17 protein-coding genes are annotated in these 24,155 nt (G+C 70.7%); 6 read left to right on the plus strand and 11 right to left on the minus strand.

Annotated elements, in window-relative coordinates:
- Positions 1 to 623 precede the first annotated feature (623 nt).
- Together N7L95_RS27605 and N7L95_RS27610 are read left to right on the plus strand one after the other, a co-directional pair.
- The gene (locus tag N7L95_RS27605; protein WP_301260844.1) at positions 624 to 1,325 is read left to right on the plus strand and encodes a helix-turn-helix domain-containing protein; all 702 of its coding nucleotides are present in this window, start codon (positions 624 to 626) and stop codon (positions 1,323 to 1,325) included.
- 109 nt (positions 1,326 to 1,434) lie between these two features.
- Complete coding sequence (locus tag N7L95_RS27610; RefSeq protein ID WP_301260845.1) at positions 1,435 to 2,019, plus strand: hypothetical protein; 585 nt, start codon at positions 1,435 to 1,437, stop codon at positions 2,017 to 2,019.
- Positions 2,020 to 2,639: 620 nt separating this feature from the next.
- Here the strand turns inward: N7L95_RS27610 and N7L95_RS27615 are convergent.
- A complete protein-coding gene (locus tag N7L95_RS27615) occupies positions 2,640 to 4,871 on the minus strand; it encodes a DUF6351 family protein (RefSeq protein WP_301260846.1) in 2,232 nt (743 codons plus the stop codon).
- Positions 4,872 to 5,582: 711 nt separating this feature from the next.
- Here N7L95_RS27615 and N7L95_RS27620 point away from each other — a divergent pair.
- A complete protein-coding gene (locus N7L95_RS27620; protein WP_301260847.1) occupies positions 5,583 to 8,117 on the plus strand; it encodes a PEP-CTERM sorting domain-containing protein in 2,535 nt (844 codons plus the stop codon).
- A 58-nt stretch (positions 8,118 to 8,175) separates the two neighbouring features.
- Here the strand turns inward: N7L95_RS27620 and N7L95_RS27625 are convergent, their stop codons facing one another.
- The 4 genes from N7L95_RS27625 to N7L95_RS27640 form a co-directional block, all read right to left on the minus strand.
- Positions 8,176 to 9,069 carry a LuxR family transcriptional regulator gene (locus tag N7L95_RS27625; RefSeq protein ID WP_301260848.1) on the minus strand — a complete coding sequence of 298 codons (894 nt, stop codon included), beginning with the start codon at positions 9,067 to 9,069 and terminating at the stop codon, positions 8,176 to 8,178.
- A gap of 150 nt (positions 9,070 to 9,219) precedes the next feature.
- Complete coding sequence (locus N7L95_RS27630; protein ID WP_301260849.1) at positions 9,220 to 10,926, minus strand: serine/threonine-protein kinase; 1,707 nt, start codon at positions 10,924 to 10,926, stop codon at positions 9,220 to 9,222.
- Positions 10,927 to 10,934: 8 nt separating this feature from the next.
- Positions 10,935 to 13,334: a serine/threonine-protein kinase gene (locus N7L95_RS27635; RefSeq protein WP_301260850.1), complete on the minus strand. Its 2,400-nt coding sequence runs from the start codon at positions 13,332 to 13,334 to the stop codon at positions 10,935 to 10,937.
- Positions 13,331 to 14,005: an ECF-type sigma factor gene (locus N7L95_RS27640; protein WP_301260851.1), complete on the minus strand. Its 675-nt coding sequence runs from the start codon at positions 14,003 to 14,005 to the stop codon at positions 13,331 to 13,333. Before N7L95_RS27640 ends, N7L95_RS27635 begins: the two co-directional genes overlap by 4 nt.
- 364 nt (positions 14,006 to 14,369) lie before the next feature.
- On the opposite strand from N7L95_RS27640, the gene N7L95_RS27645 reads away from it, so the two are divergent.
- On the plus strand, positions 14,370 to 16,112 hold the full coding sequence (locus tag N7L95_RS27645; RefSeq protein WP_301260852.1) for a diguanylate cyclase: 1,743 nt from the start codon (positions 14,370 to 14,372) through the stop codon (positions 16,110 to 16,112).
- A gap of 116 nt (positions 16,113 to 16,228) precedes the next feature.
- Entirely contained in the window at positions 16,229 to 17,020 is a 792-nt protein-coding gene (locus tag N7L95_RS27650) for a hypothetical protein (protein WP_301260853.1), read from the plus strand.
- Between the two features lie 21 nt (positions 17,021 to 17,041).
- Here the strand turns inward: N7L95_RS27650 and N7L95_RS27655 are convergent, their stop codons facing one another.
- From N7L95_RS27655 to N7L95_RS27670, 4 genes are all read right to left on the minus strand, one after another.
- On the minus strand, positions 17,042 to 17,341 hold the full coding sequence (locus N7L95_RS27655; RefSeq protein WP_301260854.1) for a cupin domain-containing protein: 300 nt from the start codon (positions 17,339 to 17,341) through the stop codon (positions 17,042 to 17,044).
- Positions 17,342 to 17,561: 220 nt separating this feature from the next.
- Complete coding sequence (locus N7L95_RS27660; RefSeq protein WP_301260855.1) at positions 17,562 to 18,563, minus strand: tyrosine-type recombinase/integrase; 1,002 nt, start codon at positions 18,561 to 18,563, stop codon at positions 17,562 to 17,564.
- A 379-nt stretch (positions 18,564 to 18,942) separates the two neighbouring features.
- The gene (arsC, locus tag N7L95_RS27665; protein ID WP_301260856.1) at positions 18,943 to 19,383 is read right to left on the minus strand and encodes an arsenate reductase (glutaredoxin); all 441 of its coding nucleotides are present in this window, start codon (positions 19,381 to 19,383) and stop codon (positions 18,943 to 18,945) included.
- A gap of 97 nt (positions 19,384 to 19,480) precedes the next feature.
- Positions 19,481 to 19,954 carry an ArsI/CadI family heavy metal resistance metalloenzyme gene (locus N7L95_RS27670; protein ID WP_301260857.1) on the minus strand — a complete coding sequence of 158 codons (474 nt, stop codon included), beginning with the start codon at positions 19,952 to 19,954 and terminating at the stop codon, positions 19,481 to 19,483.
- 919 nt (positions 19,955 to 20,873) lie between these two features.
- Here N7L95_RS27670 and chrA point away from each other — a divergent pair.
- The gene (gene chrA / locus N7L95_RS27675; RefSeq protein ID WP_301260858.1) at positions 20,874 to 22,235 is read left to right on the plus strand and encodes a chromate efflux transporter; all 1,362 of its coding nucleotides are present in this window, start codon (positions 20,874 to 20,876) and stop codon (positions 22,233 to 22,235) included.
- Positions 22,236 to 22,254: 19 nt separating this feature from the next.
- On the opposite strand, the gene N7L95_RS27680 is transcribed toward chrA, so the two are convergent.
- Positions 22,255 to 23,400: an alpha/beta hydrolase family protein gene (locus N7L95_RS27680; RefSeq protein WP_301260859.1), complete on the minus strand. Its 1,146-nt coding sequence runs from the start codon at positions 23,398 to 23,400 to the stop codon at positions 22,255 to 22,257.
- A gap of 109 nt (positions 23,401 to 23,509) precedes the next feature.
- Positions 23,510 to 24,097, minus strand: coding sequence for a metal-dependent hydrolase (locus tag N7L95_RS27685; protein WP_301260860.1), 588 nt, complete (start codon positions 24,095 to 24,097; stop codon positions 23,510 to 23,512).
- Between the last annotated feature and the right edge of the window lie 58 nt (positions 24,098 to 24,155).

The raw sequence follows: 24,155 nt of genomic DNA on the forward strand, positions 1-24,155 counted from the left end.
CGGGGCGTGCGCCGTCACGCAGTTCGGGGACAACGGCGCATCGGCCGGGTCCGCGCGCTCGGCTGGGGGCACAGGGGCGCCGTTGCCAAGGCGGCAGCGCAGCGGCAGCAATGCGTTGAACCGGCATGCGGGGCGCGTGAGCCGCAATGGCCACCTCATGGGCCTCGGACGGATTCGCCATGGCGGACTGCGGCACGCTGCCCCGCCGGTTTCGCGGCGCTTGCCTGTCACACGGCGGAGCAGGCAGCGGCCCACCGGCGCGGCATTGCCGGCGCACCATGGACGAGTGAGGATGCATATCCGGAATTCGTCCTTCCCTGTGGGGAACGATCGCGCTAAGTTGTGCGCAAGCCAGCCGGAACGAGGCGCTTCAGCAGCGCGCTGCCCACCATGAACTCCACCGCCCACATCATCGACTTCACCGCTGCGCGGCAGCGCGTCTTGACCGCGCGCCGCCGCCGGGAACACGCGCTCCTCCGCGCGCGCTACCTGGCCCTGACCCAGCTTGCCTGCCACTGGCTCCCCGGCAGTCGCCCAGGCGGCCATTTGGCCGGTCGGGGTCCGCACGACACGGTCTGGTGGACAGCACCGGCGCGGCAGGGCCTCCAGCGCTGAATCGACGCATGGACGACGGACCCCACGGCAGGTCATCGCCGCTGCAGCGGCCGGAAGACGCAGAAGGCCGAAGCCGTCGCTCCGGTGGCAAGACGCCGCGTGCCTCCTCGCCGGGCCCCCGCCATCCCTCACCGCTCGGCCTTGCCGCGCTGGTGGGTGACAACGTCAAGCTGCTGCGCCGGCAGCGCCGCTGGTCGCTGGATCAGCTGGCATCGGCCAGCAGCGTGTCGCGGGCCATGCTGGGGCAGATCGAGCTGGGACGCAGCGTGCCGAGCATCAAGACCTTGTGGCTCATCGCCCACGCTTTCGATGTGTCGGTCTCGTGGTTCCTGGAGCCTCGGCAGACCGCTTCTGCGGTGGTGCTGCCGGTGGATCCGCTCGCGCTGGTCCCGCTCCCTGCAGGCGCCGGGCATCGGCGGGCGCTGTTCGTCGAGCAGGGGCCGCGCTATGCCGACCTGCATGAATTGCGGCTCGCCCGCGGGGCCACCGCGGAACTGCCCGCCGAGGACCGGCGCGCGCTGGTCAACGTGATGGTGGTGAAGGGGGCGCTCGACATCCTCATTGGCTCATGGGGGCACCGGCTGTCCTGGCGCGAAGTGGTGCAGTTCGAAGGGCAGGACCGCGTGCTGTGCCACAACGCCGACGACGGCGAGACCGTGGCCGTCTGGGTGTCCCAGCCGCTGCATCCGCGTGCCACGGTGAAGGTGTGAGGCGCCCGTCCCTGGCGGCTGGACGGGCCGGCGCCAGTCCGGCGGTTCGTTGCCAGGCCAGGCTGTCGCCTTGCGGTGGCGGGCAGGCCGCCGCCGCCCGGATCAATGCATGCAGACCATCAGCGGTGCAGAGCCGCACATCATGGTCATCGGCATGCCGCAGGCCATCATGCGGGTCATCATGTCGTTGCACAGCGACATCATCTCCATCGGCATCATGTCGCCGCCCATCATGGTGCAGCGCATGCCCTCGGCGGTCATCTCGCAGTTCATCTTGGGCATCATCGGCATGCCACAGACCATCATCATCGGCATGCCGTTGCAGGTCATCATGCAGGGCATGCCCTTGGCCATCATGTTGTTCAGCATGTCGCAGCAGTCGCGCATCATGCCCATCGACATGCCGTCGGTCGGGGTCATGGTGCAGCTCAGGCCCTCATCCGTCATCTCGGTGCTCATGTGGCACATCATCGGGCTCATCATCATGCCCATCGCCGGGGTATCGGTCATCGGCATCGTCATCATCGCTTTCATGGCAGCTCCTGGAGTGAATGTTGAGATCAGCAGAACGCGCGACATCCATCGGGCTTCCCCTGACGCGTTTCTGAAATTTGATCATGTGCTTATGCACGCGTCGAGTAAGCGCGTGCGCCGTCCAGGGCGATGTCTGTTGCAACGGCGTGCGCGTCCTTGATCGCGGATGGCCTTGCACCGGCCCGGCTCATCGGTGTGCAGACCCGGTGCACAGCGGGTGCGGATGGAGCAGGCGATGCCCCATTTTCTGCGGGCCGGCTCTTGTGCTTGGCGAGCCGCTCCAGTGGGTGGCCAGGGCCTCCATGGGGCGGAGTCCGCTGGTGCCTCCGGATCCCGATCCCGGTCTCACCGAGCAGGTGAGGCCGCCGACAAACACCGGCTGCACGCCTCACATGCCGAAGACGGCTGCCGTTGCGAGCCTGCGAGCGATGGCCCGGCGCTGACGCCAGCCCCACGCCGATGAGGGCGAGCCCCGCTCCCCGCCAGCCGAGGTGCCCCATGCGGGGAACAGGATCGGGCGGGTGGCTCGCACTGGTGCGCCTGGAACCCGGCGCTCGGCGGCCTCAGCCGAGCCGTTCTTGTGGTGGGCGAGAGTGCTCGCTACCGAAAGACCGGGCCCGGACGATGCAGCGACATGCCCCCGCTTCGCGGGGCGACCTGCGCCGTTCGGGCCCCGTTGTCGGCCCCACGGTGTCACGATCCCGCAGGCCTGCACGATGGCCCGAGTGTTCTCCACGATCGTCTTCGGTCACGAGCGCCGGGCAGAGCCCCCCGCTACCGTCAATACCTCACCCACGTCCGGGTTGCATGGCTCTGCCCGATGCCCGGCTGGCGCCAGTCGCAGACACCGTTCGGAAACACCGCGGCCAGCCGGGCCGCCTGGGCCGGCGTGAAGACGGCCGGCGCATAGTCGGCCAGGTCGATGCGCTTGAGGCGGCATTTCAGGATGTCATCGGCCACCGATGCGCCGGCCACCATGCGCGGCGACGGTGTCTTGGGATAGAGCGTGTTGCACACGCCCGGTCCGTCAAGGGTCGCCGGCTCGCGGTGCCGCACGCGGTCGGTGGCGCTCCAGCAGGCGTCCTCGGCGTCCCGGGGCTTGAGCCGTGCCACCTTGTCCGGCGTCAGGGGGGCCGGGTCGGCACTCAGGGCGTCCAGCCAGGCCGTCATCAGGTCGAGCCGGGCCACCGCCTGCTGACGAACCAGCTCCACCAGCGCCTGCTGCTGCGCGGGATCGAGCCCCAACAGCGGTCCAAGCGCCGGGTGAGGCAGGGTCCAGATGACCTGGTTGTCGAAGCGGCCGTTGGCCCGCTTCAACTGCTCCCGCAGCTTGATGTCGTTGTAGGCGGTATGGATGTCGCCGGCCGGCTCGGCATACGGCCGCAGGTGGAAGATGGGGACGGTGGACAGGCCGCCGCTGCCGGTGCCCACCCGGCCAAGCTCGTACACCCGCGGCAGCGCGGTGAGGTCGGACACGGTGCGGGCCGTGGCGGGCTCGCCGTCCTGGTCGTAGCCGCCGATCTTTTCGTTGAGGTCGAGGAACTGTTCCACCGTGATGGCGCCCGAGCGCAGCCCGGTCAGGCCGTACTGCACCCCCACATTGTCCAGCGTGCGTCGCACGAAGCCGGTATCGGCGTCGCGGCCGAGCGAGGCGGCATTGACGTCATAGATGGAGCAGCGCACCCCCTGCGGGTTGCGCACGGGGTGGTAGATGCGCTGCGGGTCGCTCAGGCCGCAGGCGGGTTGCACGGCGCCGCTGGTGACGACGATGGCGTCCGCATTGCCGGCATCCCAGTTGCGGCAGGTGTCCTTGAAGTGCCCCTCGACAGCGCGCCGCACCTCGTCGGTGGGTGGCGAGTGTGCAAAGTAGCGCTGCAGCAGCCGGCAGTCGGACACCGCCATGGCGGTGCTGAAGACATCCGGAAAGCTGGCGTCGGCCATCAAGCCGTCCAGGATGCCCGGGTAGTTCTGTGCGATGAGCAACTGCTGGATGGCACCGCCCGAGCCGCCGAGCCCGGCCATCCAGCGCGGCACGCCATAGTGCTTGGCCACGTGCTCCCGCAGCATCATGGCCGTCTCGGCGGCCAGCGGGTCGTTGACGTTGACCTTGTTGATGTTGAGCGTGGCGCCGACATAGGCAAAGCCGCGCGCCAGCGCGGTGATGCTCTGGCGATCGAAGTCGGTGGTCTTGAAGACATCATCCACCGAATTGACGCCCTGGTTGTACTGCACCCCGGTCGATTCGCCGAAGCGCAGCACCACGCGCTGGTTCCAGCCGGCCGGGTTCCAGGCGCCGGCGGCCTTGGGGTCGTCCAGCACGGCGATGCGGTAGATCGCACGGTTGAGGGTGCCCGACTCCACCCGGACAATGAAGGGCACGCTGCGGCCGTCGAGCGTCGTGGTGCTGGCCAGGTCGGCCGGCCGGGGACCAAGCGGAGCCGCGAGTCGCTTGCGTTCGCCGCCAGCGGTGAAATAGAACCAGTCGTAGCGCGTGGCCGCCGAGCAATTGGCGTCCAGCGGCGCGCCAAGGCCGGCCTCGCGCGTGCGGCACTCGAATGGCGCCAGATGCGGGCCGGAGAAGATCGGCCCCCACAGCGGATGGTTGCGAACCACCACTTGCGCGACGGTATCGGGCAGGTTGGTGCTGGCCACACGCACCTGGTGCTCGCCGACCGGCAGCCCGGAGACCAGCGCCTCCACCCGCTGGTCGCGGCTGCGCAGCACCTGTGCCTTGGCCGGAACGCCGTCCACCGTGAAACGCAGCGAGTCGACCGGCACGCCGGCCGGCAGCGTCACGCCGAGGAGGGTACTGCCGCCACTGACCATGTCGGCCCGGCCGGACAGCACCTCGGCGGTCAGTAGGGCGGCGTCGGCCTTTGACGCGGTGGCACAGGCGGTGGTGGCAAGGCCGCCGCCCAGCGAGGCGCACAGCACGGCCGATGCCCAAAGGGAGGTTCGCCGCTGCGCACCCGCCTTGCGACTGGCGCGGCTCCGGAGGTTGAAGAGGTCCATGCGATCTCCGTGTGAGGACGAAAAGGACGGACGTGTCGCCGGCACTCGCGCGGGGGACGGGCGTCCCCCGAAGACCTGCTCCTGAATCACGCACGGCACGTCGCGGCCGCACAGCGTACATCCGCCCCGGCATGGATGGAGGACGAAGCCGCGCGATGCAGCCAGAACCTGACTGATCTATCAGTGCTGCGGAGGCGCGAGGCCTCAGGCGCTCGTGCCAGGCAGTGATCGGCGTTGCGCCGCCGGGCTCTGCCCGACACGGATGGCCGGGTGGGGCCGTGCCCGGGCCAGGCCGCTTCATCTCCGTGTCGACGGTCGGGTGGGTCGTGGCGGCTCCGGCTTGCGGCGCATGGGGCCGTCACGGCCGGTGGCCTGTCTCCCAGGGCCGGGGGGAAGTGCCGGTGTGTCGTCGATTCGATGCCCGGGGCGGCCGCGGGCTGGCGCCCGCGCCCCCCGCGAGCCGGGGAGGTGCGTCCCGGCGCGACAGGGCTATCTTGCCGGCTCGGGCCGCAGGCTCCCGCAGGAGGGCCTGCACCGGCGGGCGACCGGACGACGGCGGGTCGGTGACCCGCATCGGAGCCTGGCGGCTCCTGGCATCCCGCCGGTGCTTGTTCTCGGGAGCACTTCATCATGGCTGTGTTTGTTCTCAAGCGCCCGTCTGCCGGGCCTGCGGCAACTGCCGCTTCCTCGGTTGCGCGCCGACGTCCTGTTGTGCGGCGCCTCCATGCTGCGCTGGCGGCCTTGCCGTCGCTGGCGGCGGCAGTGCCGGCGTGGGCCGTCGACACGGTGTGGACCGGTGGCGCCGGCCCTGGGCGGCCTGACTGGGACCTGGCCCCCAACTGGTCTGCCGGCCCGCCCGCTGCCAGCGACACCGAGGCATTGCTCGGCGACCACGACACCATGCTGCGTCGCGGCCGCTTTGTCGCCCGCGGCCTGCGTGGCACTGGCACGCTGCGCATGACGGGCGGACAACTGGACCTGCATGCGGGCGCTTCCCGCCTCGGCGCACTCGAGCTCACTGGCGGCACGCTGGTGGGCCACGGCACCGCACTGGAGCTGGGCCGGCTGCGATGGCGTGGCGGCAGCATCGGCGACCGCGCCTCGGTCGAAGGCACCGACATGGCGCTCACCGTGACCGGCCGCACCGTGCTGGACGGGCCGTCGCTGGTGATGGCGGGTGCCGGGTCATTGCAGTTGAACGGCCGTACCGAATGGCGCGACGGCGCATCGGTGCTGGCCACACCGCAGTTGGTCATCGGACCGGAGGGTGTCTTCCATGACACGGCCCGCACGGCTGCCCACGCGCTCGGCGCTTACGGCACGACGCTGCGCATCGAGGGCCGCTACGTCAAGACCGGCGCCGCGACGACCAGCGTCGCGACCAGGTCCTACTCCTTCGACAATCGCGGTCGCCTGGATGTGCTGGGTGGCACCTGGGAACAGCGCGTGGAGCCGGGAGGCAGCTGGTCCAACAGCGGCCATGTGCGGGTGAAGGACGCGACGATGCGGCTCAACACCTTCCGTGCCGGCGTGTCCCAGGACGGCGTGGTCGAGGTGCTGTCCGACGCCCAGCTCGTCGTGCGCTACGACCGGGGCCTGCTCGCAAGCACCGGCACCTGGAACATCGCCAAGGGTGGGCAGGTGGAGCTGGTCGACAGCGAGTTCTACAACGAGTTCGAGGCCCGCTTCGACCGGGGAGCGGTGAACAACGATGGGGTGCTGCGCTTTGCCGAAGGCCGGGCCAGCATCGGCTCGGACGTCCGCCTGCAAGGCACCGGTCGCCTGGAAGTGGCGCGGGCCGCCCGCGTGCGCGTGGACGGCGACATCGAGATGGGCGCCCTGAGCGTCGGCGACCCCCTGAACAATGGCGACCCGCCGTATGCCAGTGCGCAGTTCAGCCGGCTGCAGGTGCAGGGCCAGATGAACCTGGGCGAGCTGGAGTGGGGCGAAGCTGTGCTGCAGGTGGCCGGGCCAGTGACCGTGCGCGGACGCGCGGAGCTGTACGACCGGCGCGACTACTGGGCCGGCTTCTCCCTGCCCCCGGGCAAGGAGATTCGCAGCGCCTACACCTTCCTGGGCGCGGCCGGCTGGGACGGCAACGCCGACCTCTATGGCAGCGGCAGCATCCGCATCGGGCCCGACGGCCGATTCGAGGACCGCAACAGCCAGGGCACCCGCGATTCCGAATTCGATGTGCCGCGCCCCACCCGTGTGGCGGTGTCCTCCTTCCTGAACGAGGGCCGCTACCTGAAGACCGGGGCTGGCGCCACCACGGTGAGCGCCGCCTTCACGAACGCGGGCACGGTCCGTTCGGTCGCTGCCGGGCCGCTGACCTTCACCGGCCGCTTTGACAATCTTGGCAGCGTCGAGGTCGAGCGCGGCCGCCTGGTGCTGTGGGGCCCCCTGGTGCAGTACCGCAATGGCGAGCTCAGCGGCGGCCGCCTGGTGGCGCGAGACGGCACGCTGGCGTTGAACCTGGGCAATGGCCCGGACGGGCGCCGTCCGGCCCTCATCGACACCAACCGCGGTGAACTGGTGCTCGATGGCGCGCAGGCCCGTATCGTGACCCTGTGGCAGGGCAACGAATACAACGCCCTCGGCGGCGCGCTGCTGAACCCGGGGACGGTGCGCCTGCTGGGCGGGGCCGACGTGCAGATCCACCAGCTGGACAACCTGGGAGTGATGGACATCGGCACCGGCAGCGCGCTGCGCACCACCAGGTACAGCCAGTGGGCAGAGTCGGCCGCTGCGGCGCGGCCGGTGACCTGGTTGGCCGGCCTTGTGGAAGCTCCCGTGGTGGAGCTGCTCGGCGGCGACCTGAGCGCTGGCGCCTCCGGCGAGGTGGGCCGGGGCAGCGTGCAGGGCGAGCTGATGCTGTTGGGAGCCGGGCGCCTGTGGCTGGACGTGGCAACGGGTGGCGATGTCGACCAGCTTCTGGTGTCGGGAACGGCCCGGCTGGAAGGCTTGTTGTGGGCGCAGTTCGATCCGGCGTCGGTGGTGACCGGCAGCTACCGCTTCCTGACGGCCGAGGGCGGCGTGAGAGGCCAGTTCTTGCGAGTGGACAGCAACCTCGACAGCGCGCACTACCAGCTGGCGCTGCGCTATGGCGCCGACCATGTGGAACTGGTGGTGTCCGGCGTGCCGGAGCCGGGCAGCTGGCTGCTGATGGGCATGGGCCTGGCCGTCCTGGCCGGGGGGCTGCGCCGTCGTGCGGCGCGAAACCCAGGCCCGGGCCAAGCCGGCTGACGGCAGGGCGGGGGGCCGGGCCGGCGACCGGATGGGACCGGCCGCCGGCCCGGCGGCCTCAGCCCTGCATCAACTCCTGCGCGGCGTGCATCAGCTGCACCCGGTTGCGCACACCGAAGCGGCGGCGCAGCTGGCGCAGGTGGTAGTCAACGTTGTGCAGGGTGCAGCCCAGGCGGGCGGCGATCTCCTTGTCGCCCAGGCCCTGTGAAATGCAGTTCAGGATATGGCGGTGCACCGCAGACAGCGCCGTGGGCGCCGGCGGCTGCTCGGGCGCGGCTGGCCGGCTCTGCTCCCGGCTGTACACCTCGTGCAGGCACAGCGAGAGGGTCAGCACCTCGCCGATCAGCGCGTCGCCCATCCAGCGCGTGTCCGGCGCGCGCGACAGCAGGCTCAGCAGCTCGCGCTGTCCGCCCGCCGTGGCCGGCAGTGCAAACACCACGCCGCTGCGCATGCCGGTGGCGGCCAGGTCGGCGAAGAATCGCCGCTGCCGCACGCCGTGCCGCCCGGCGCTCACCTGCGCGGTGAGCGCGTCCAGGCTCCATGCCACCGGGAGGCTGGAGCGCAGGGCCGGTGGCAGGCGCGGGTCGATCTCGTGGTAGGCCTGGGCGAAATAGCGCTCGGCCCAGCGCCGGTCTGCATATGTCAGGCAAAACGACAGTGGCGTCAGCGAGTCGCCCAGTTGCATCAGGCGCCCGTAGCCCAGCCGTTCAAAGCCCAGCAGCCGCAGCTGCGCCCTCACGATGCGCTGCCGTTCCGCCGCAGAGGCCGCCCCGAGCAGGGCCCCCAGCAGCGAGGGCTGGTGCGGCACGCTGCCCGGCGGCAGGCGGTTGCCCGGTGCTTCTTCGTGCAACAGCACCGGCAGCGTCGGCGGCGGCCGGTTGATCAGGGAGGCGGGTGCCGGGGTGTCCGGCCGTTCCCGCACTGTGGTGTCGAGCCAGCGGGTGATGTCCATCGAAACTCCTGTTGCTTCCCCCCTCGATACCTGTAAAGCGGGAACGGGGCGGGCCAGGGCTCACGGAGTTGCACTTCGATACCAATCATCCAAGGGCCGCGGCTGCGCCGCCCCTCGGAGGCGGCAGTCACCCGGCCCGCGCCGGCACGGTCAGGGAGGCGCGGGCGCCGGGCTCGCTGCCAGGTCGGGCAGCGGCGAAGCACTGCCTGCAAGCCGCGCCAGCAGTGCTGCCTGGCGTTGCTCCAATGCAGCCTGTTCACGGCGGGCGGGCGCCTGCGTCGCCACGGGCCCGTCCACCAGCGGGGCCAGCAGCGCCAGGCCCCGGCGGTAGCTGGCCAGGGCGGCCTGCAGCTCGGGCAGCGAGGCTGGCGGCTCGGCGGCCTGCAGGTCGCCGACACGGCGGTAGCCGGCGGCCAGCTCAAGCTGCAGGGTCGGGTCGTCCGACGCCTCGGCCTGCAACTGGCCCAGGTAGTTGAGCGCCTGCTCCACGATCAGGCGTCGAGCCGGCCCGGACCCCGGCAGCGGCGCAATGGCCGGATGCACCTCGCGCACCAGTGCCCGCGCCAGTTGCCGCACGCTGGCGAAATGGCGTTCCGCTCGCTGCTGCTGCTGCCGCGCCTCGTAGGCGGCGTAGCTGGCCACGACGGCACCGGCCGCCAGGGCCAGGTTGGCCAGCACGGCGGCGCCCAGCATGGCGCGATGGCGCAGTGCGAAACGCCCGGCACGGTAGCTCCAGGCGCCGCGGCGCGCTTGTACCGGCAGGCCCTCCAGGTGGCGGAACAAGTCGTCGGCCAGCGCCTCGGCCGACGCGTAGCGGTGGGCCGGCTGCTTGCGCAGCGCCATCAACACCACCGCGTCGAGGTCGCCGCTGAGGCGGCGGCGCCGCTGTCGTGCCTGGGGCCCGGTGGCGGGCAGGGCCCGGCTGGGCGGCACCGGCTCGCTCTCGCAAATCGCCTGCGACAGCGCGTAGGGGTCGCGAGTCGCGCTGCCATAGGGGCTGGCCGACACCAGCAATCGATAGAGCACGACGCCCAGCGAGTACACATCGCTGGCCGGTGTCACCGGTTCACCGCGCAACTGCTCCGGGCTGGCGTACTCCGGGGTCAGCGCACGCAGCACGGTGGCGGTGCGCGGGGCGGCCGGGCCCGGGGCAGTGGCCAGCTGCTTGGCGATGCCGAAGTCCACCAGCTTGACCTGGCCGGCGCCGGTGACCAACAGGTTGTCGGGTTTCAGGTCGCGGTGCACCACCCCGCGCTGGTGGGCGTGGTGCACCACCTTGCAGATGGTGCGGAAGAGTCGCAAGCGGGCCTCGATGTCCAGCTCCAGCCGCTCGCAATAGGCAAGCAGCGGCTCGCCTTCGACCAGCTCCATCACGAAATACGGCAGGCCGTCGTCGCTCACGCCGCCGTCCAGCAGCTTGGCGAGGTTGGGATGGTCCAGCCCGGCCAGGATCTGTCGCTCGGCGCGAAAGCGCTCCAGCAAGGCCTGCGGCGGCAGGTCCGGCCGCATCACCTTGACGGCCACCGCCTGCTCGTATTGGCCGTCCACCCGTTCGGCCCGGTAGACCTGGCCCATGCCACCCTGGCCGAGTGGCGCCACGATCCGATAGGGCCCGAGCCGGCGCCCGGTCCAGCGGAGGCTGCCCAGGCCGGCCAGCGCATCGAGCGCCAGGGCCGCCGGCATGGTGTCGATGGCATGGCCGCCTTCGGCTTCGGCGGCCAGCAGCGACAGCAGTTCCTCCTGCAGTTCGGCATCGCCGCTGCTCAGGCGCCGGGCGGCCGGCGCCTGGTCTTCAGGCGGCAGGGCCAGGCAGTCGGCCAGCAGGCTTTTGATCTGTTGCCAGCGTTGCGAATCCATCGGCGGCCTCACTCCTGTGCCGCGCCGGCGGCGCCTGGGTCGGCGGGGGGCGGGCAGCGCTGCAGGGCGGCGCGCAGCCGGTCGGGGTGCAGGTCATCGGGATGGTCGCCCAGCCCGAACTGCTCATGGATGGCCTGCAGGATGGGCAGCCCCTGGCGCCAGTGCCGACAAGCGGCCTGCAGGTCCTGCCGGGCCGCGGCCGGCGCCGCATCGCGCCGGGCCGCCCGTGCGGCCAGTGCCTGGCCGGTCCAGTAGTAGCCGGCGCCGCGGCGAAAGCGCGAGGAGTTTTCGGCCGTGGCGCCGGCGGGCAGCGCGTCGAAGATCGCCAGCGCCGCCTGGCCCGCCTGGATCGCGGTGTCGGTCTCGCCGGCCTGCACCAGTGCCCGCGCCAGGTCGCTGCCGGCGCGCGCCATGTCGGAGCGGAACTGCACCTCCCGCGGCGCTTGCGCCGACAGTTCCGTGAACCGGGCCAGCGCCTCGCGGTACTCGGCCGCTGCAGCCCGGGCCTCGCCGATGCGCAGCAGCGCCCAGGCGACCCGGTTGCGTGCCAGGCCGGCCATCCGCTGCAGGGCGGTGTTGCCGGGGTGCTGGCGGCGCAGCCGTTCGGACACCGTCAGTGCATGGCGAAACACCGCCAGTGCCTCGCGGCCGTGTGCCGCCAGCCGGTCGGTCTGCGCCATCAGGTACTCGCCCTGCACCGTGTAGTGCCAGGCGAGCGCCACGGCCGCCTCGCGGTCGTTGGGGCGGCGACTGGCCACGCCTTCGAGCAGCCGGGTGGCGAGAGGCGCGATCCTGGCGTAGCCGGCATGGTCGGCGCGGTAGAGCCGGTTGCGGCATTGCTGGGCGTACACCTGCCCCAGCAGCAGCGAGGCGGACACGTCGTCCGCCGCCGCCTCGCCGGCCAGCCCGGCGGCCAGGCGCTCCGCGCTGGTCAGGGCCACGTCGGCCTGGTCGTTCTCGGACAGCAGGATGTGCAGCGTGCCCCGGCTCAGCAGCACCTGGGCCAGTTCCTGGCGCGCTGCCCGCAGCTCGGGCGCCTGCAGGTCCTCGATCCCGGGCAGTTCGCGCAACAAGGCCTCGGCGCGACGGTAGCTGGCCATCGCGCCACCCGGGTCGGCCAGGCTGATGGCGTTGGGCCGGCCCTGGATGTCACCGACCTTGCGGTAGCCGGACGCCAGTTCCACCCGCAGCAACAGGTCGCCGCCCGGAGCGACGCCGAGCTGCTGCAGGTAGCCCAGGGCCTGCTCCACCACCAGCTTGCGGGCCGGCGTCGAGCCCGGCAGGGGACTGATGGCGCCATCGATGTCCGAGATGAACACATCGGCGAGCCGCCGCACCGTCGCGAAATATCGCTCTGCCCGCGCTCGCTCGCGGTTGGCCTGGTAGACCTGGTAGCCGGCCAGCGCAATCGCGGTCAGCAACGCCAGGTTGGCCAGCAGCCCGGCCGCCACTGCGCGGCGGTGGCGCAGCGCGAAGCGGCCCGCCCGGTAGCTCCATGCACCGCGGCGGGCCTGCACCGGCAAGCCCTCGAGATGGCGGAACAGGTCGTCCGCCAGGGCCTCGGCCGAGGCGTAGCGGCCCTGTGCTTCCTTGCGCAGGGCCTTGCCGACCACGGCATCCAGGTCGCCGCGCAGCTGGCGTTGCCGCGGCCGGTCGGCAACCGCTTCGCTGGGCCGGCGCGGCCGGCCTTCGCAGATGGCCTGCGCCAGCGCGTAGGGCTGGTCGGCAGCCACCGGATACGGGCTGGCGCCGGTGAGCAGCCGGAACAGCACCACCCCCAGCGAGTAGATGTCGCTGGCCGGCGTCAGCGGCTCGCCGCGCAGCTGCTCGGGGCTGGCGTATTCCGGCGTCATCAGTGCCTGGGCCGTGGCGGTGTCTGCTACAGCGGTCCCGGCGTGGGCCGGTGCCAGTCGCACCGCGATGCCGAAGTCCACCAGCTTCACGATGCCGTCGTGCGTCACCAGGATGTTGGTCGCCTTCAGGTCGCGGTGGAGCACCTCTTTTCGATGCGCGTAGTGCACCACCTCGCAGACCGTGCGGAACAGGGCCAGCCGCTGGCGCAGCGGCAATTCCAGGCGGTCGCAGTAGCGGTCGATCGCCTCGCCCTCCACCAGCTCCATCACCAGGTAGGGCCGGCCCTCGGGGCTGACGCCGCCGTCCAGCAGCTTGGCCAGGTGGGGATGGTCGAGGCTGGCCAGGATGTGTCGCTCGGCCCTGAAGCGTTCCACGCCCCGGGCAGGGTCGACCCCCTCGCGCAGCAGCTTGAGGGCGACGCGCTGCCGGTAGTGGCCGTCGGCCCGCTCGGCTCGGTAGACGACACCCATGCCGCCTTCGGCGATCAGTGCGTCGATGCGCCAGGCGCCCAGCTGGCGGCCGATCCAGGCGCTGGCGGCTGGCCTGTCCGTCATGCCTTGCCGGATGCCGGCGGCCGGCCCAGCTCGCGCAGCAGCCACGGCCGGGCGGTGGCCCATTCGCGCTTCACGGTGGCCGGTGAGATGCCGAGCGCCTCGGCGGTTTCCAGCACGCTCAGGCCGCCGAAGAAGCGCAGCTCCACCACCCGGCCCTGCTGGGCATCGAGTGCCTCCAGCCGCTGCAGTGCGTCGTCCAGCGCGAGCAGGTCCAGGATGTCATCGCTGCTATAGGCGGCGCTCAGGCGCAGGGCGGCCGGGGTGGCGGTAGCCTCGTCCTGCAGGGCTTCGAGGCTGTAGAGCGGCGTGCCACCGCCGCGCTTGGCGGCCTGCCGGGCCCGCGCATGGTCGACCAGGATGCGGCGCATCAGGGTCGAGGCCCATCCGAAGAACTCCGCCCGCGACTGCCATTGCGTCGGGCCGGCGTGGGCCAGGCGCAGGTAGGCCTCGTGCACGAGGCCGGTACCGCCCAGCGTGTGTTCGCCCCGCTCGTGCCGCAAGTGGCGGCGCGCCATGCGGCGCAGTTCATCGTAGACGAGCGGCAGCAGGCGCTCCAGTGCAGCGCCGTCTCCGCTGGCCCAGCTGTGCAGCAGCTGGGTGACGGCTCCCGGCGCGCCGGGCGCGGCGCCGGCGGCTAGGCCGGCCAAGGGGGCGTCAGTGGCGGCGGTCATCGGTCTGTCTCCTCTGTGTGGGCGGCGCTGGCTCGCCGCCACATGGGCGCCGCGGGTGCCGGCGTCTGGATGTCGTGAGTGTGCGGCTGCCGCGGCGGGTCTTTGGGCGGGCGATGATACAAGCGGGGGAGGGCGGTGTTTTTTCCCTTGTAAATCAAGCTTGTGCGTATAGCGGGCAGCTTTATGGCGGTTTCCGGACCGATGTCGGCGCCAGGGGCGCCCCACCCCAGAGCCTCTCCGTGGGGAACCGGCCGAGCCTCGGTGGACGCCTACGGGAGCAGTGCTTGCTGGACCTGCCTGGGCGGCAATCGGGCCGGCCCGCTTTGCAAGGCGGGTGTCGGTCCAGACCGGGAGACAGGTGTCGATGGAGTTGGAGAAGCGGCTCAAGCTGGGTTTCCTGACGGCGGCTGCCGTGGTGGTCATGACGTCCGCCGTGCCCTTTCACACCGCCCGCGTGGCGCGTGAAGGCGAACGGTTGCTCGAGCGATCGCACGAGCGCGAGGAGCTGTTCGTCGGGGTCTTGTCGATGATGCAGGATGCCGAGACCGGCCAGCGCGGCTTCCTGATCACCGGCAACGAGGACTTCCTCGAGCCTTACCATCGCGGCCTGGTGCGCCTGCAGCAGGCGCGGCCCGCGCTCGCCCGCGAGCTGGGCGCTTCGCCCGAGAACAAGGCGCTGGGGCAGTGGATCGACCTGAAGCTGCGGCTGATGGCCGATGCGATTGCCTTGCGCCGCCGCAGTGGCTTCGACGCGGTGCAGCCAGTGATCGCGGCCGGCCGCGGCAAGCAGTCGATGGACCAGATTCGCGCCCTGCTGGGCCAGCTGGCGGGGCGCGAGGCCGAGCGCCGCAGGGTGCTGCTCGCCGAGCTGCAGCACAGCAGCGACGTCAACGCCTACGCGGTGTTGGTGGTGGCGCTGCTGGACGCGGCCTTGCTCCTGTTCCTGATGGTGATGCTGTCGCGGGCGCTGCGCGACCGCCGGCTCGCCAACGAGGCCTTGCGGGCCTCGCAGGAACAGCTGAGCGATGGCCTGGCGGAGTTGCAGCGCCGCAATGCGGAGATCTCGCTGGTGGGGCAGATGACGCGCGCACTGGACGCACCGGTCTCACGCGAGGAGATGTTCGAGATGATCGGCCTGTACGGCGCCAGGCTGTTGCCGAGATCCTGCGGCCGGCTGTATGCCTTCAGGAATTCGCGCGACCGCCTCGAGCGGCAGGCCACCTGGGGCGACTGCGTTGAAGCGCCGCCGACGCTGGAGCCGCATGATTGCTGGGCCCTGCGGCGCGGCCAGCCGCACCGCAACGACGATCCCGGCTCGCTGCCTTGCCTGCATCATCGCAGCCGCGACGGCGAGGCCGAGGAAACCATGCTGTGCATCCCGCTGATTGCCCAGGGCGAGGTGCTGGGCCTGTTGTCGCTGGTGGGCGCGCAGCCCGGGCACCGGTTCGAGGTCAGCGAAACGGCCTTGGCCATGACGGTCGCCGAACAGGTGTCGCTCAGCCTGTCCAACCTGGGGCTGCGGGAAGCGTTGCGGCAGCAATCCATCATCGACCCCCTGACCGGGCTGTACAACCGCCGCTACCTCGACGAGACCTTGAAGCGCGAGTTCTCGCGGGCCGCACGGCGGCAGCAGCCGCTGTCGGTCATCGTGCTGGATGTGGACCACTTCAAACAGGTGAACGACCGGCATGGCCACGATGCCGGCGACGCGGTGCTGCGCGCGCTGGCGCAGCGGCTCAAGGGCATGGTGAGGGGCAGCGACGTGGCCTGCCGGTACGGCGGGGAAGAGTTCGTGCTGCTGCTGCCGGACTGCAAGAAGGAAGACGCCGCTCAGCGCGCCCACGCCTTGTTGGAGGCGGTTCGCAGCATGGAGGTGTGGCTGGACGGCGGGCAGCTCGGGCTGGTGAGCGCGTCATTCGGCGTGGCGAGCTGCCCGGAAGACGCCACCGAGGCGCAACCCCTGCTGCAGCGCGCCGACCAGGCCCTCTACCGCGCCAAGCGCGAGGGACGCAGCCGGGTGGTGCTGGCCGGCAGGGACGGCGGGCCGCCAGCGCCCTTTGCCGAAGGCCCGCCTGAGCGGGGACCCACCGGCCCGGATCCGGCCTGAAGCGGCGGCCGCGACACGGGGCTTGTCTAGAATGGCGCCAGCCCGGAGCGAGCGACCATGGTGCATGGACCCGCCCGGCGCGATACATCGACAAAATGCAAACAGGGGGTCATTCCATGGGTCAACTCGGTCCGCTCACGGGCAAATACGGCAAGAGCCGCTCCTTCCTTTTCGCGTGGTGGTGCCTGGCGGCGCTCTTCGCCGGCGCCGGGGTGCTGGTGCTGCTGCTCATTCCGGGCGAAGGCTCGAATGTGCGTTTCAGCGGCGACATCTCCTTGCTGTACCAGGTGGGCATCGGCGGCCTGGCGCTTGGCGTCGCGACGGCGCTCGGCGCGTGGCTGGTGACGCGCTCGCAGCCGACCTTCTACCTGCATGAGCAAGGCGTGCGCACCGTGGGCCCCGGTGGCGAGCGGTGCGACCTCTATCGTGACATCGAGGATGTCTACACCTTCTACGCCGGCGGCATCGGCTGGCGGGCCTCGTCGCAGGGGTCGTGGACCTTCGCCGGTGGGCGCATCAGCCGGCTGGCCGAGTTGACGCGGCAGCTCCGCACCGCGCATGCGGAGCAGCGGGGCGAGCGGCTCTACCAGGCGCTGATGGCTGGCGAGACGGTGAAGTTCCGCTGCCTGCCGGACGAGGTGGCGCTGTCCAAGAGCTTCTTCGCCTCGCGCGACATGCAGCACCCCACCTACGAGATCGAGCTGACGCGGTCGGAGCTGAGGATCGGTGGCAAGGCCTTGCCGATCCAGCGCATTGGCGAGATCACCACCCACAGCTGGAAGGAACGCACCCGCATCGTGGATGTCGAGGGCCAGGTCTTCCACTCGATGCACCTGACCGCCCTGCTGTCCTTCGACGTCTGGCTCGCGCTGTTGGAGCGCCTGCGCCAGGGCCCTGCAGCGGCTTGAGCCGCTCCGGGCAGGGCCCGCTCAGCAGCGGTCGATGATCACGAGTGTGCCCCGGCTGCCGGGAGCCACCGCATGCGGCTGCCCGGCGGGCACGATGTAGAGCTCGCCAGCCTCCACCTCGACGCAACGTCCCTCGATGTCGAGCCGCAGCTGCCCGTCGATGACCAGCAGTGCCTCGTCGAAGTCGTGCACTTCTTCCGAATAGGCCGCATCGTCCATGCGCAGCACCTTGAGGGTTGCGCCGCCGGCCTTGCCGACGATGGTGGATCGCCACGGTGCGGCGAGGCCGAGGGCCAGGTCTTTCAGCGAAGTCTTGCTCATGGTGCGGGCAGGGCAGGGCGGGGTGGTACGCCGCGGTTGAATGGCGGGGAGCGCCGTTCTTTCCGCGCCCCCGCCACGGCGGCTCGGAGGAGGGGGAGGACAGCGCCGGTGATTCTGCCCAGGCGGGCCGGGCACTTCTCGCCGCCGCCGCCGGCCGTCCGGGGCGGGGCAATGCAGGCGGGGAGCCCAGCATGACGCACGGGCGTCCCAGCGCCGCTCCTCAGGCCACGTCTTCGGGATGCAGGAGGATGCGCTGGTAGCGCTCCATCTCCATGGGATCGGCAATGCCCATCCAGCGTGCCACTTCCGCGGCGCCCTTGCCGCGCCGCAGCTGCCGCAGCGCAAAAGTGTGGCGAAGCCGGAAGGAGCCGCCGTCGCTGGACTGGATGCCGGCCTGCTCCAGCACCTGTTTCGCCGCATCGTACTGGGCCACCTTGCTCCATTGCCGGCCCTTGCGGGTGCCGGGAAACAGCCAGGGACGATGGCCGTCCACGGCAGGGGCGGCATCGGCGGCGAAGCCGACCTGGGCGCGTACCGCCAGCCAGTGCTTCAGCAGTTGTCCGGCCCAGGGAGCGACCGGTGATTCGCGCGGGGGCCGGTTGCCGTCGCCCGGCACCACCACCTTCCAAGGCAGGCCGGGTTGACGCCCGCCCGCGACGACCGGTGCGTCCACCGTCAGCGCCCTTACTTCGCCGGGCGTCAGCCCGGCGCCGAGTTGCAGTGCGACCGATGTGCCGTTACGCAGCTCCTGCCAGCTGTGGACGACGGTGGGGCCGCTGCCACGGGGCCGCAGGCTGGAAAGAAACACGACAAGGCGGCTGGCGTCGTCTGCCGTGAGGTAGTCGGGCAGTGGGGACTCGGCCAGGTTGGCCTGCCGCACCTCGGGACGGGAGGCGATCAATTCGGCTGCCGCGGTGTTCTGCTGTGTCCCTGCCAGCAGGGCCCGGTGGGCCAGCACCCGGTCGATCAAGCGCAGCATCCGCCATACATGGCCGGGTGACAGTGCGCCCGCCTGGCCGGCGCCGGTGCGAGAAGCGACAAAACGGTCGAGGTCCGCGACGGTCAGCTCGCCCAGCGTGACACGCGGCTGCTGCCCCAGGCACCAAGCGACGAAGGCGCCCCACATGTCGGCATAGACCGAGGCAGACGAATGCCGTCGCAGCGTGTGGCGCAGCCGCAGGTCCTGCAACCAGCCCTCGAAGGCCTGTGAGAACTCGACCACGGCCGACGAGGGCTGACCATCACCGAACAGATCAAGGGTGAAGCGATCGCTTCCACTATTCTGAACTAACGCCATTACGCTAGTTTAGGGCAGCCGCTGCCACTTGTCTTCGAGGACGTGGGTGTCGAAATTAACGAAATGGCGTTAGTTCAGAATGTTCAGATGAGAACAGCAGGGCCTCACGGCGGTGCTGTGTGAAGCACGCGACGGAAGCGAAAGTCAAGGGTGGGCAGGCCGCGCTACCGGCTTGCGACGTGGGGGGCTTCGGCCTGCACAGCATGAGACGGCGGGGGCGCTCCGGGGCAGGCCACGCTTGCTGCCGCGGCGGCTGTCGTGGCGTGCTACAGCGGCCGCGTTCGGTGCGAACGCGGCGGTGAACTCAAGCGCGCTTGTCGATCCGTCGGCCCTGCGCGTCAATCACCTGCTCGCCGTCTTCCTTTGTGAAAGCGCCTTGCTGAGGTGAAGGCAGGATGTCCAACACAGCTTCCGACGGCCGGCACAGCCGGGTGCCCAGAGGCGTGACCACAATGGGTCGGTTCAGCAGGATCGGATGCGCGAGGATCTGCTCGATCAACTCGTCCTCGCTCCACTTCGGGTCGTCCAGGCCCAGCTCTTCATAGGGTGTGCCCTTGCGGCGCAAGACCTCGCGCACCGGCAAACCGGTAGCGCGAATCAGCGTCCGCAGCTCGTCCCGGCCAGGCGGCGTCTTCAGGTATTCGACCACCCGGGGCTCGATGCCGCTGTTGCGGATCATGGCGAGGGTGTTGCGGGAGGTGCCGCAGGCGGGGTTGTGGTAGATCGTGACGGTGGTGTCAGGCATGGTGGGTGGGTTCAAGGAATGACGATCGGGCTGCTGTTGGCCGCGCTGGTGCCTTCGTGCTGCGAGCGGCAACAGCAGCCACTTCGATGCGCCCGCCTCAGCAGCAGGATGACGCAGGCTTCCCGTCGACGCTGGCGCTTGCCGCCTTGGGCACGCAGCAAGCGGCATGCAAACCGTCAGCGGCAGGCGGCCTGGGCTCGCTGAACAACGGCACGTCGCCCAGGGTGTGGAAGTGCTCCCAGGCCAGCCCTTGCGGGTCGGTCACCCAGTGCTTCTCGCTGCGAGCGTAGCAGCACGTCGCGGCGCCGACGTCATGCAACGCCAGGTCGGCCGCTTCGGCCCTGGCCTTGAGCTCGGCGAGTTCCGCCGCGTCTTCCGCCTGGATGCCCAGGTGGTCGATGCCCGGGCGCTCGCCCCGCGTGGAAATGGCGAAGTTGACGCGCGGATCGTCCAGCATCCACTTGGCATAGTCGGCCTCCAGACGGGTCGGGCTCGCGGCAAACAAGCGGGAGTAGAAATCGACGCTGCGGCCGAGGTCGTCCACATGGACATGGAGGTGAAAACGCTTCATGGTCAGCTCTCCTTCAGAGGGGGAAATCAACATGCCCGCACGGCACCCTGAACGGGACGGCCCGCTTAGCAATGCGCCGTCAGCCAGCCCAGTGGCGAGGAAGGGCGCTCACTGCCCGGGCGGCAACCAAGTACCCGCCTCTCGCTCCTTGCCGGCGAGGCATCGGCTCCTTCAGAGGCATGGGCACGGCCGCTTTGGCACCCGCAACGCGGGGCCGTCGCCCCGATGTCGCGCATGCACGGCACGCGAGCAAGCCGGGCAGCGGCTCAGCCAGCCACTGCGCTGGCAACGTCATGGCACTCAGCGGCTCCTGTCCTTCAATATTCAAACGATAATGGAAATGATGTGTGCTGACAAGCGCGCTGCTGGCTGCCCAGCAACCGGCTTGGTCGTGCAGCGGCGGCAGATCGGTCGATTCGGCTGGAACGCCGAGCCGTGGAAACACCAGGGGCGGTCCCTGGCGATATGGCACCGGGCGATTCAGCGGCTGCCACCCAGCCGTTCCTGAGCGCGAGGCGTCGGCCAGGGCGCGGCGGCAGGTATCGTCCGCAGCGCGCCACTGCCGTCCTGTGCGGTCTGTCGTGCGGCACACTGACGTGCCTGCCTTGCCTGCGACAGACCATGGACCGGGCTACGGGCTACGGGCTACGGGCCACGGGCCACGGGCCACGGGCCACGGGCCACGGGCCACGGGCCACGGGCCACGGGCCACGGGCCACGGGCCACGGGCCACGGGCCACGGGCCACGGGCCACGAGCCACGAGCCACGGGCCACGAGCGACGAGCGACGAGCGACGAGCGACGAGCGACGAGCGACGAGCGACGAGCGACGAGCCACGAGCCACGAGCCACGAGCTTGAACCCGGCACGCGGCAGATACATCCCCGTCCCGGATGCCGGGCAACGAACCTCCTCTCCGATGCCTTTCGACTCCCCACCGCCCACCGCACCGCCTTCCCCCGTGAGCCTGGCACAGGCGCTGCGTTTCTGGCTGAAACTCGGCTTCATCAGCTTTGGCGGGCCGGCCGGTCAGATCGCCATCATGCATACCGAGCTGGTGGAGCGGCGTCGCTGGATCAGCGAAAAGCGCTTCCTGCACGCGCTCAACTACTGCATGGTGCTGCCCGGCCCCGAGGCACAGCAGCTGGCGACCTACATCGGCTGGCTGTTGCACCGCACGCCTGGCGGCCTGCTCGCCGGGGCCTTGTTCGTGCTGCCCTCGCTGTTCATCCTGGTCGGCTTGTCCTGGGTCTACATCGCCTTCGGCCAGGTCCCAGTGGTGGCCGGCATCTTCTATGGACTCAAGCCGGCGGTGACAGCGCTGGTACTGCACGCGGCCCACCGCATCGGCGGGCGAGTGCTGAGGAACGGCTGGCTCTGGGGCATCGCGATCGCGGCTTTCGCCGCCATGGTCCTGCTGGAGCTGCCGTTCCCCTTGATCGTGCTCGCGGCGGCCCTGCTCGGGCATGTCGGAGGCCGCCGCGCTCCTTCGGTGTTCGCCCTGGGCGGCGCGGGGGGCGCCGTCCAGGCAGGCTTCGGCCCGGCCTTGATCGATGACCACACACCGACGCCCGCCCATGCCCGCTTCTCGCGCCTGCGGTTGGCCCGGGTGCTGGCCGCCGGCCTGGGACTGTGGCTTGCGGTGATGGCGGCCCTGGTGGCCTGGCAGGGCTGGCACGGCACGCTGGCCCAGATGGGCTGGTTCTTCACGAAGGCAGCCTGGCTGACGTTCGGCGGCGCCTATGCGGTGCTGCCTTACGTCTACCAGGGCGCAGTCGAGCAACACCAGTGGCTCAGCGGCCCGCAGATGATGGACGGCCTCGCCCTTGGCGAAACCACGCCGGGCCCGTTGATCATGGTGGTGGCCTTCGTCGGCTTCGTCGGCGGCTGGCTGCAGCAGGTGCTGGGACCGGAGGCCCGCTTCCTGTCGGGCGCGCTGGCGGCCACGGTGGTGACCTTCTTCACCTTCCTGCCGTCCTTCATCTTCATCCTGGCCGGCGGGCCGCTGGTGGAGTCCACCCATGGCCAGGCTCGCTTCACCGCGCCGTTGACGGCGATCACGGCGGCCGTTGTGGGGGTCATCGTGCAGCTGGCGCTGTTCTTCGCCTGGCACGTCGTGTGGCCACAAGGCCGCATGGACGAGCCCGACCTGATGGCCGCCGCCATCGCCGTGGCAGCGGGCCTGGCCTTGTTTCGCTGGCACGTGGGCGTACTGCCGTTGTTGGCGGGGTGCGGGCTGGCCGGCTTGGCGGCCAGCGCCTGGCGGTCACTGCCCGGGTGATGGGCCGGGGTGCCGGGCCTCATCGCCCGGCTGCGAATTCCTCCGCCCGCAAGGAGAAGGGCTGACCAGGCACCGGGACCGCGATGCGGGCAGCCAGGACCCGGCCAACCCGGGACAGGACGCTGAAGTGGTCCTCCCCCTCCACCGGCACACAGAACAACAGTGGCTGGTGGCTGGCCTCCTGGCACAGGGCCGCCAGCTCGTTCAGGTTGCCCGGCTCACGCCGACCCTCGATCAGGTAGGTCGGGCTCGCGATGCCGTGCAGCCAGTGCAGGGGTGAACGCAGGCGCACTTCCTCCCCGCCCCGCTGCCGCAGCCCGGCCGGAACCAGTGGCGGCGGGTAGCGGTCCACCTGGGCCACCGGGCCGAAGGCGAACACCGCTTCGAACTTCGCTCCCATCTCGGCCGCCAACAGCGCCAGCGTGCCGCCGGTGCTGTGCCCGCCCAGGTAGATGCGGTTGGGGTCCACATGGGGCTGGCGGGCCAGGTGCTGGGCGGCGGCGAGCACGTCGTCCACCTCGCCGAGGAAATACTCCTTGCGGCCCGGGTTCTGGTGACCGCCCCGCAAGGTGGGGAACATCACGACGATGCCGGCCTCGCGAAACGCGCTTGCCGACTGGTCATTCGAAGGCGGCCCCGCCACCCAGAAGTCGCCGAGCGAATGCGTCTCGCCGCCCGTCAGCCACAGGATGGCCGGATGTCGGCGGCCGTCCTTCGGATCGGGCGTGATGAATGCCGGCAACACCAGCCCACCGGTGCTGACGTAATCGGTCCGAATGAACCACTGCGCCGGGGGATGCGGCAAAGGAAGAGCGCCGCTGCCGGGCTCGGACACCTGGGTGCGGAACCCCTGCCTGGCCTCCAGGAGCGAACGGGCCGGCGGCGACGGCGGTGGGGCCGCCGGCGCGCTGGCGAGCCGATCCGCCTGCCGGCGCTGCTCGGCCTCGAAGGCCGGCTTGTCGACACAGTCGTATCGCGGGTTGATGACATGGCCGTCTTCCAGGGCCTGGTTGCGGGCCTCCACACTGCGCAGTGGCGACCCGACGCAGGCGGACGCCAACGCCTGTGCAGCCTGCTCGCGCTGCATGCCCCACATGAAGGCCGCACCGCCCAGGGCCACCCCCAGGCCCACGCCGGCCACCGCCAACAATCCCTTGTGTGCCATCCCTCGCTCCTCTTGGTGGCAGCGGCCTAGCAGCCCCGCACGCAGATCCCCGGTGCGGATTGTCTCGCGACGGCGGCGGCGGTATCGTTCGGGCCCGGCGTGTCGTCCCTCAGCGTTGCAGGCTCAGGGACCCGCCGAGGAAGGCCAGCCACCCCGGCACCACCCACAGCGCCCAGCGAGCGACGGTGTCACGCGGTGTGCGGCGCGCCAAGGCCACCAGCATGGCCAGCACTGGCAGCAACACCCCGAGCTCGATCAGCAGGTTGCGCCACAGGTAGATGTTGCCCAGCGCCAGGCGACCCGCACTCGGCAGCAGGCCGAAGGGTGCCGTGAGATCGGGCCGGGACAGCGGCCAGAGCAAGGGCAGCGGGTGCGCACCGACCCAGAAATCGAGCCACACGTGCGAGCCGCTGGCCAGCAGCAGGGCCGACCAGGGCATCCAGCCGGCATCGTGCCGGCGCCGGTGCGCCGTGCCCAGCCGCGCAAGGCCCGCCGCGACCACCGCGAATACCGCGGTGTGCGTGAGCCGTGGCACGACGCGTGCGTCGAACAGCCAGAGTGCCAGGTAGTCGAAGTCGGCGCAGACGGCCAGCCCGACGTAGATGGGCAAGGCCGGCCAGCTGCGCTGCTCCTGCAAGCGGTGGCGGGCCAGGTAGACGGCAAGGCCCGCCGCGGCGTGGCCCATCAGGGATGACATCGGTGGCAGGTCTCGGTGGGTGGCGTTTTTTTTATATTCTCCCGGCGGCTCGGCCTGG

It is taken from the genome of Eleftheria terrae (assembly GCF_030419005.1).
Classification (GTDB): Bacteria; Pseudomonadota; Gammaproteobacteria; order Burkholderiales; family Burkholderiaceae_C; genus Caldimonas; species Caldimonas terrae.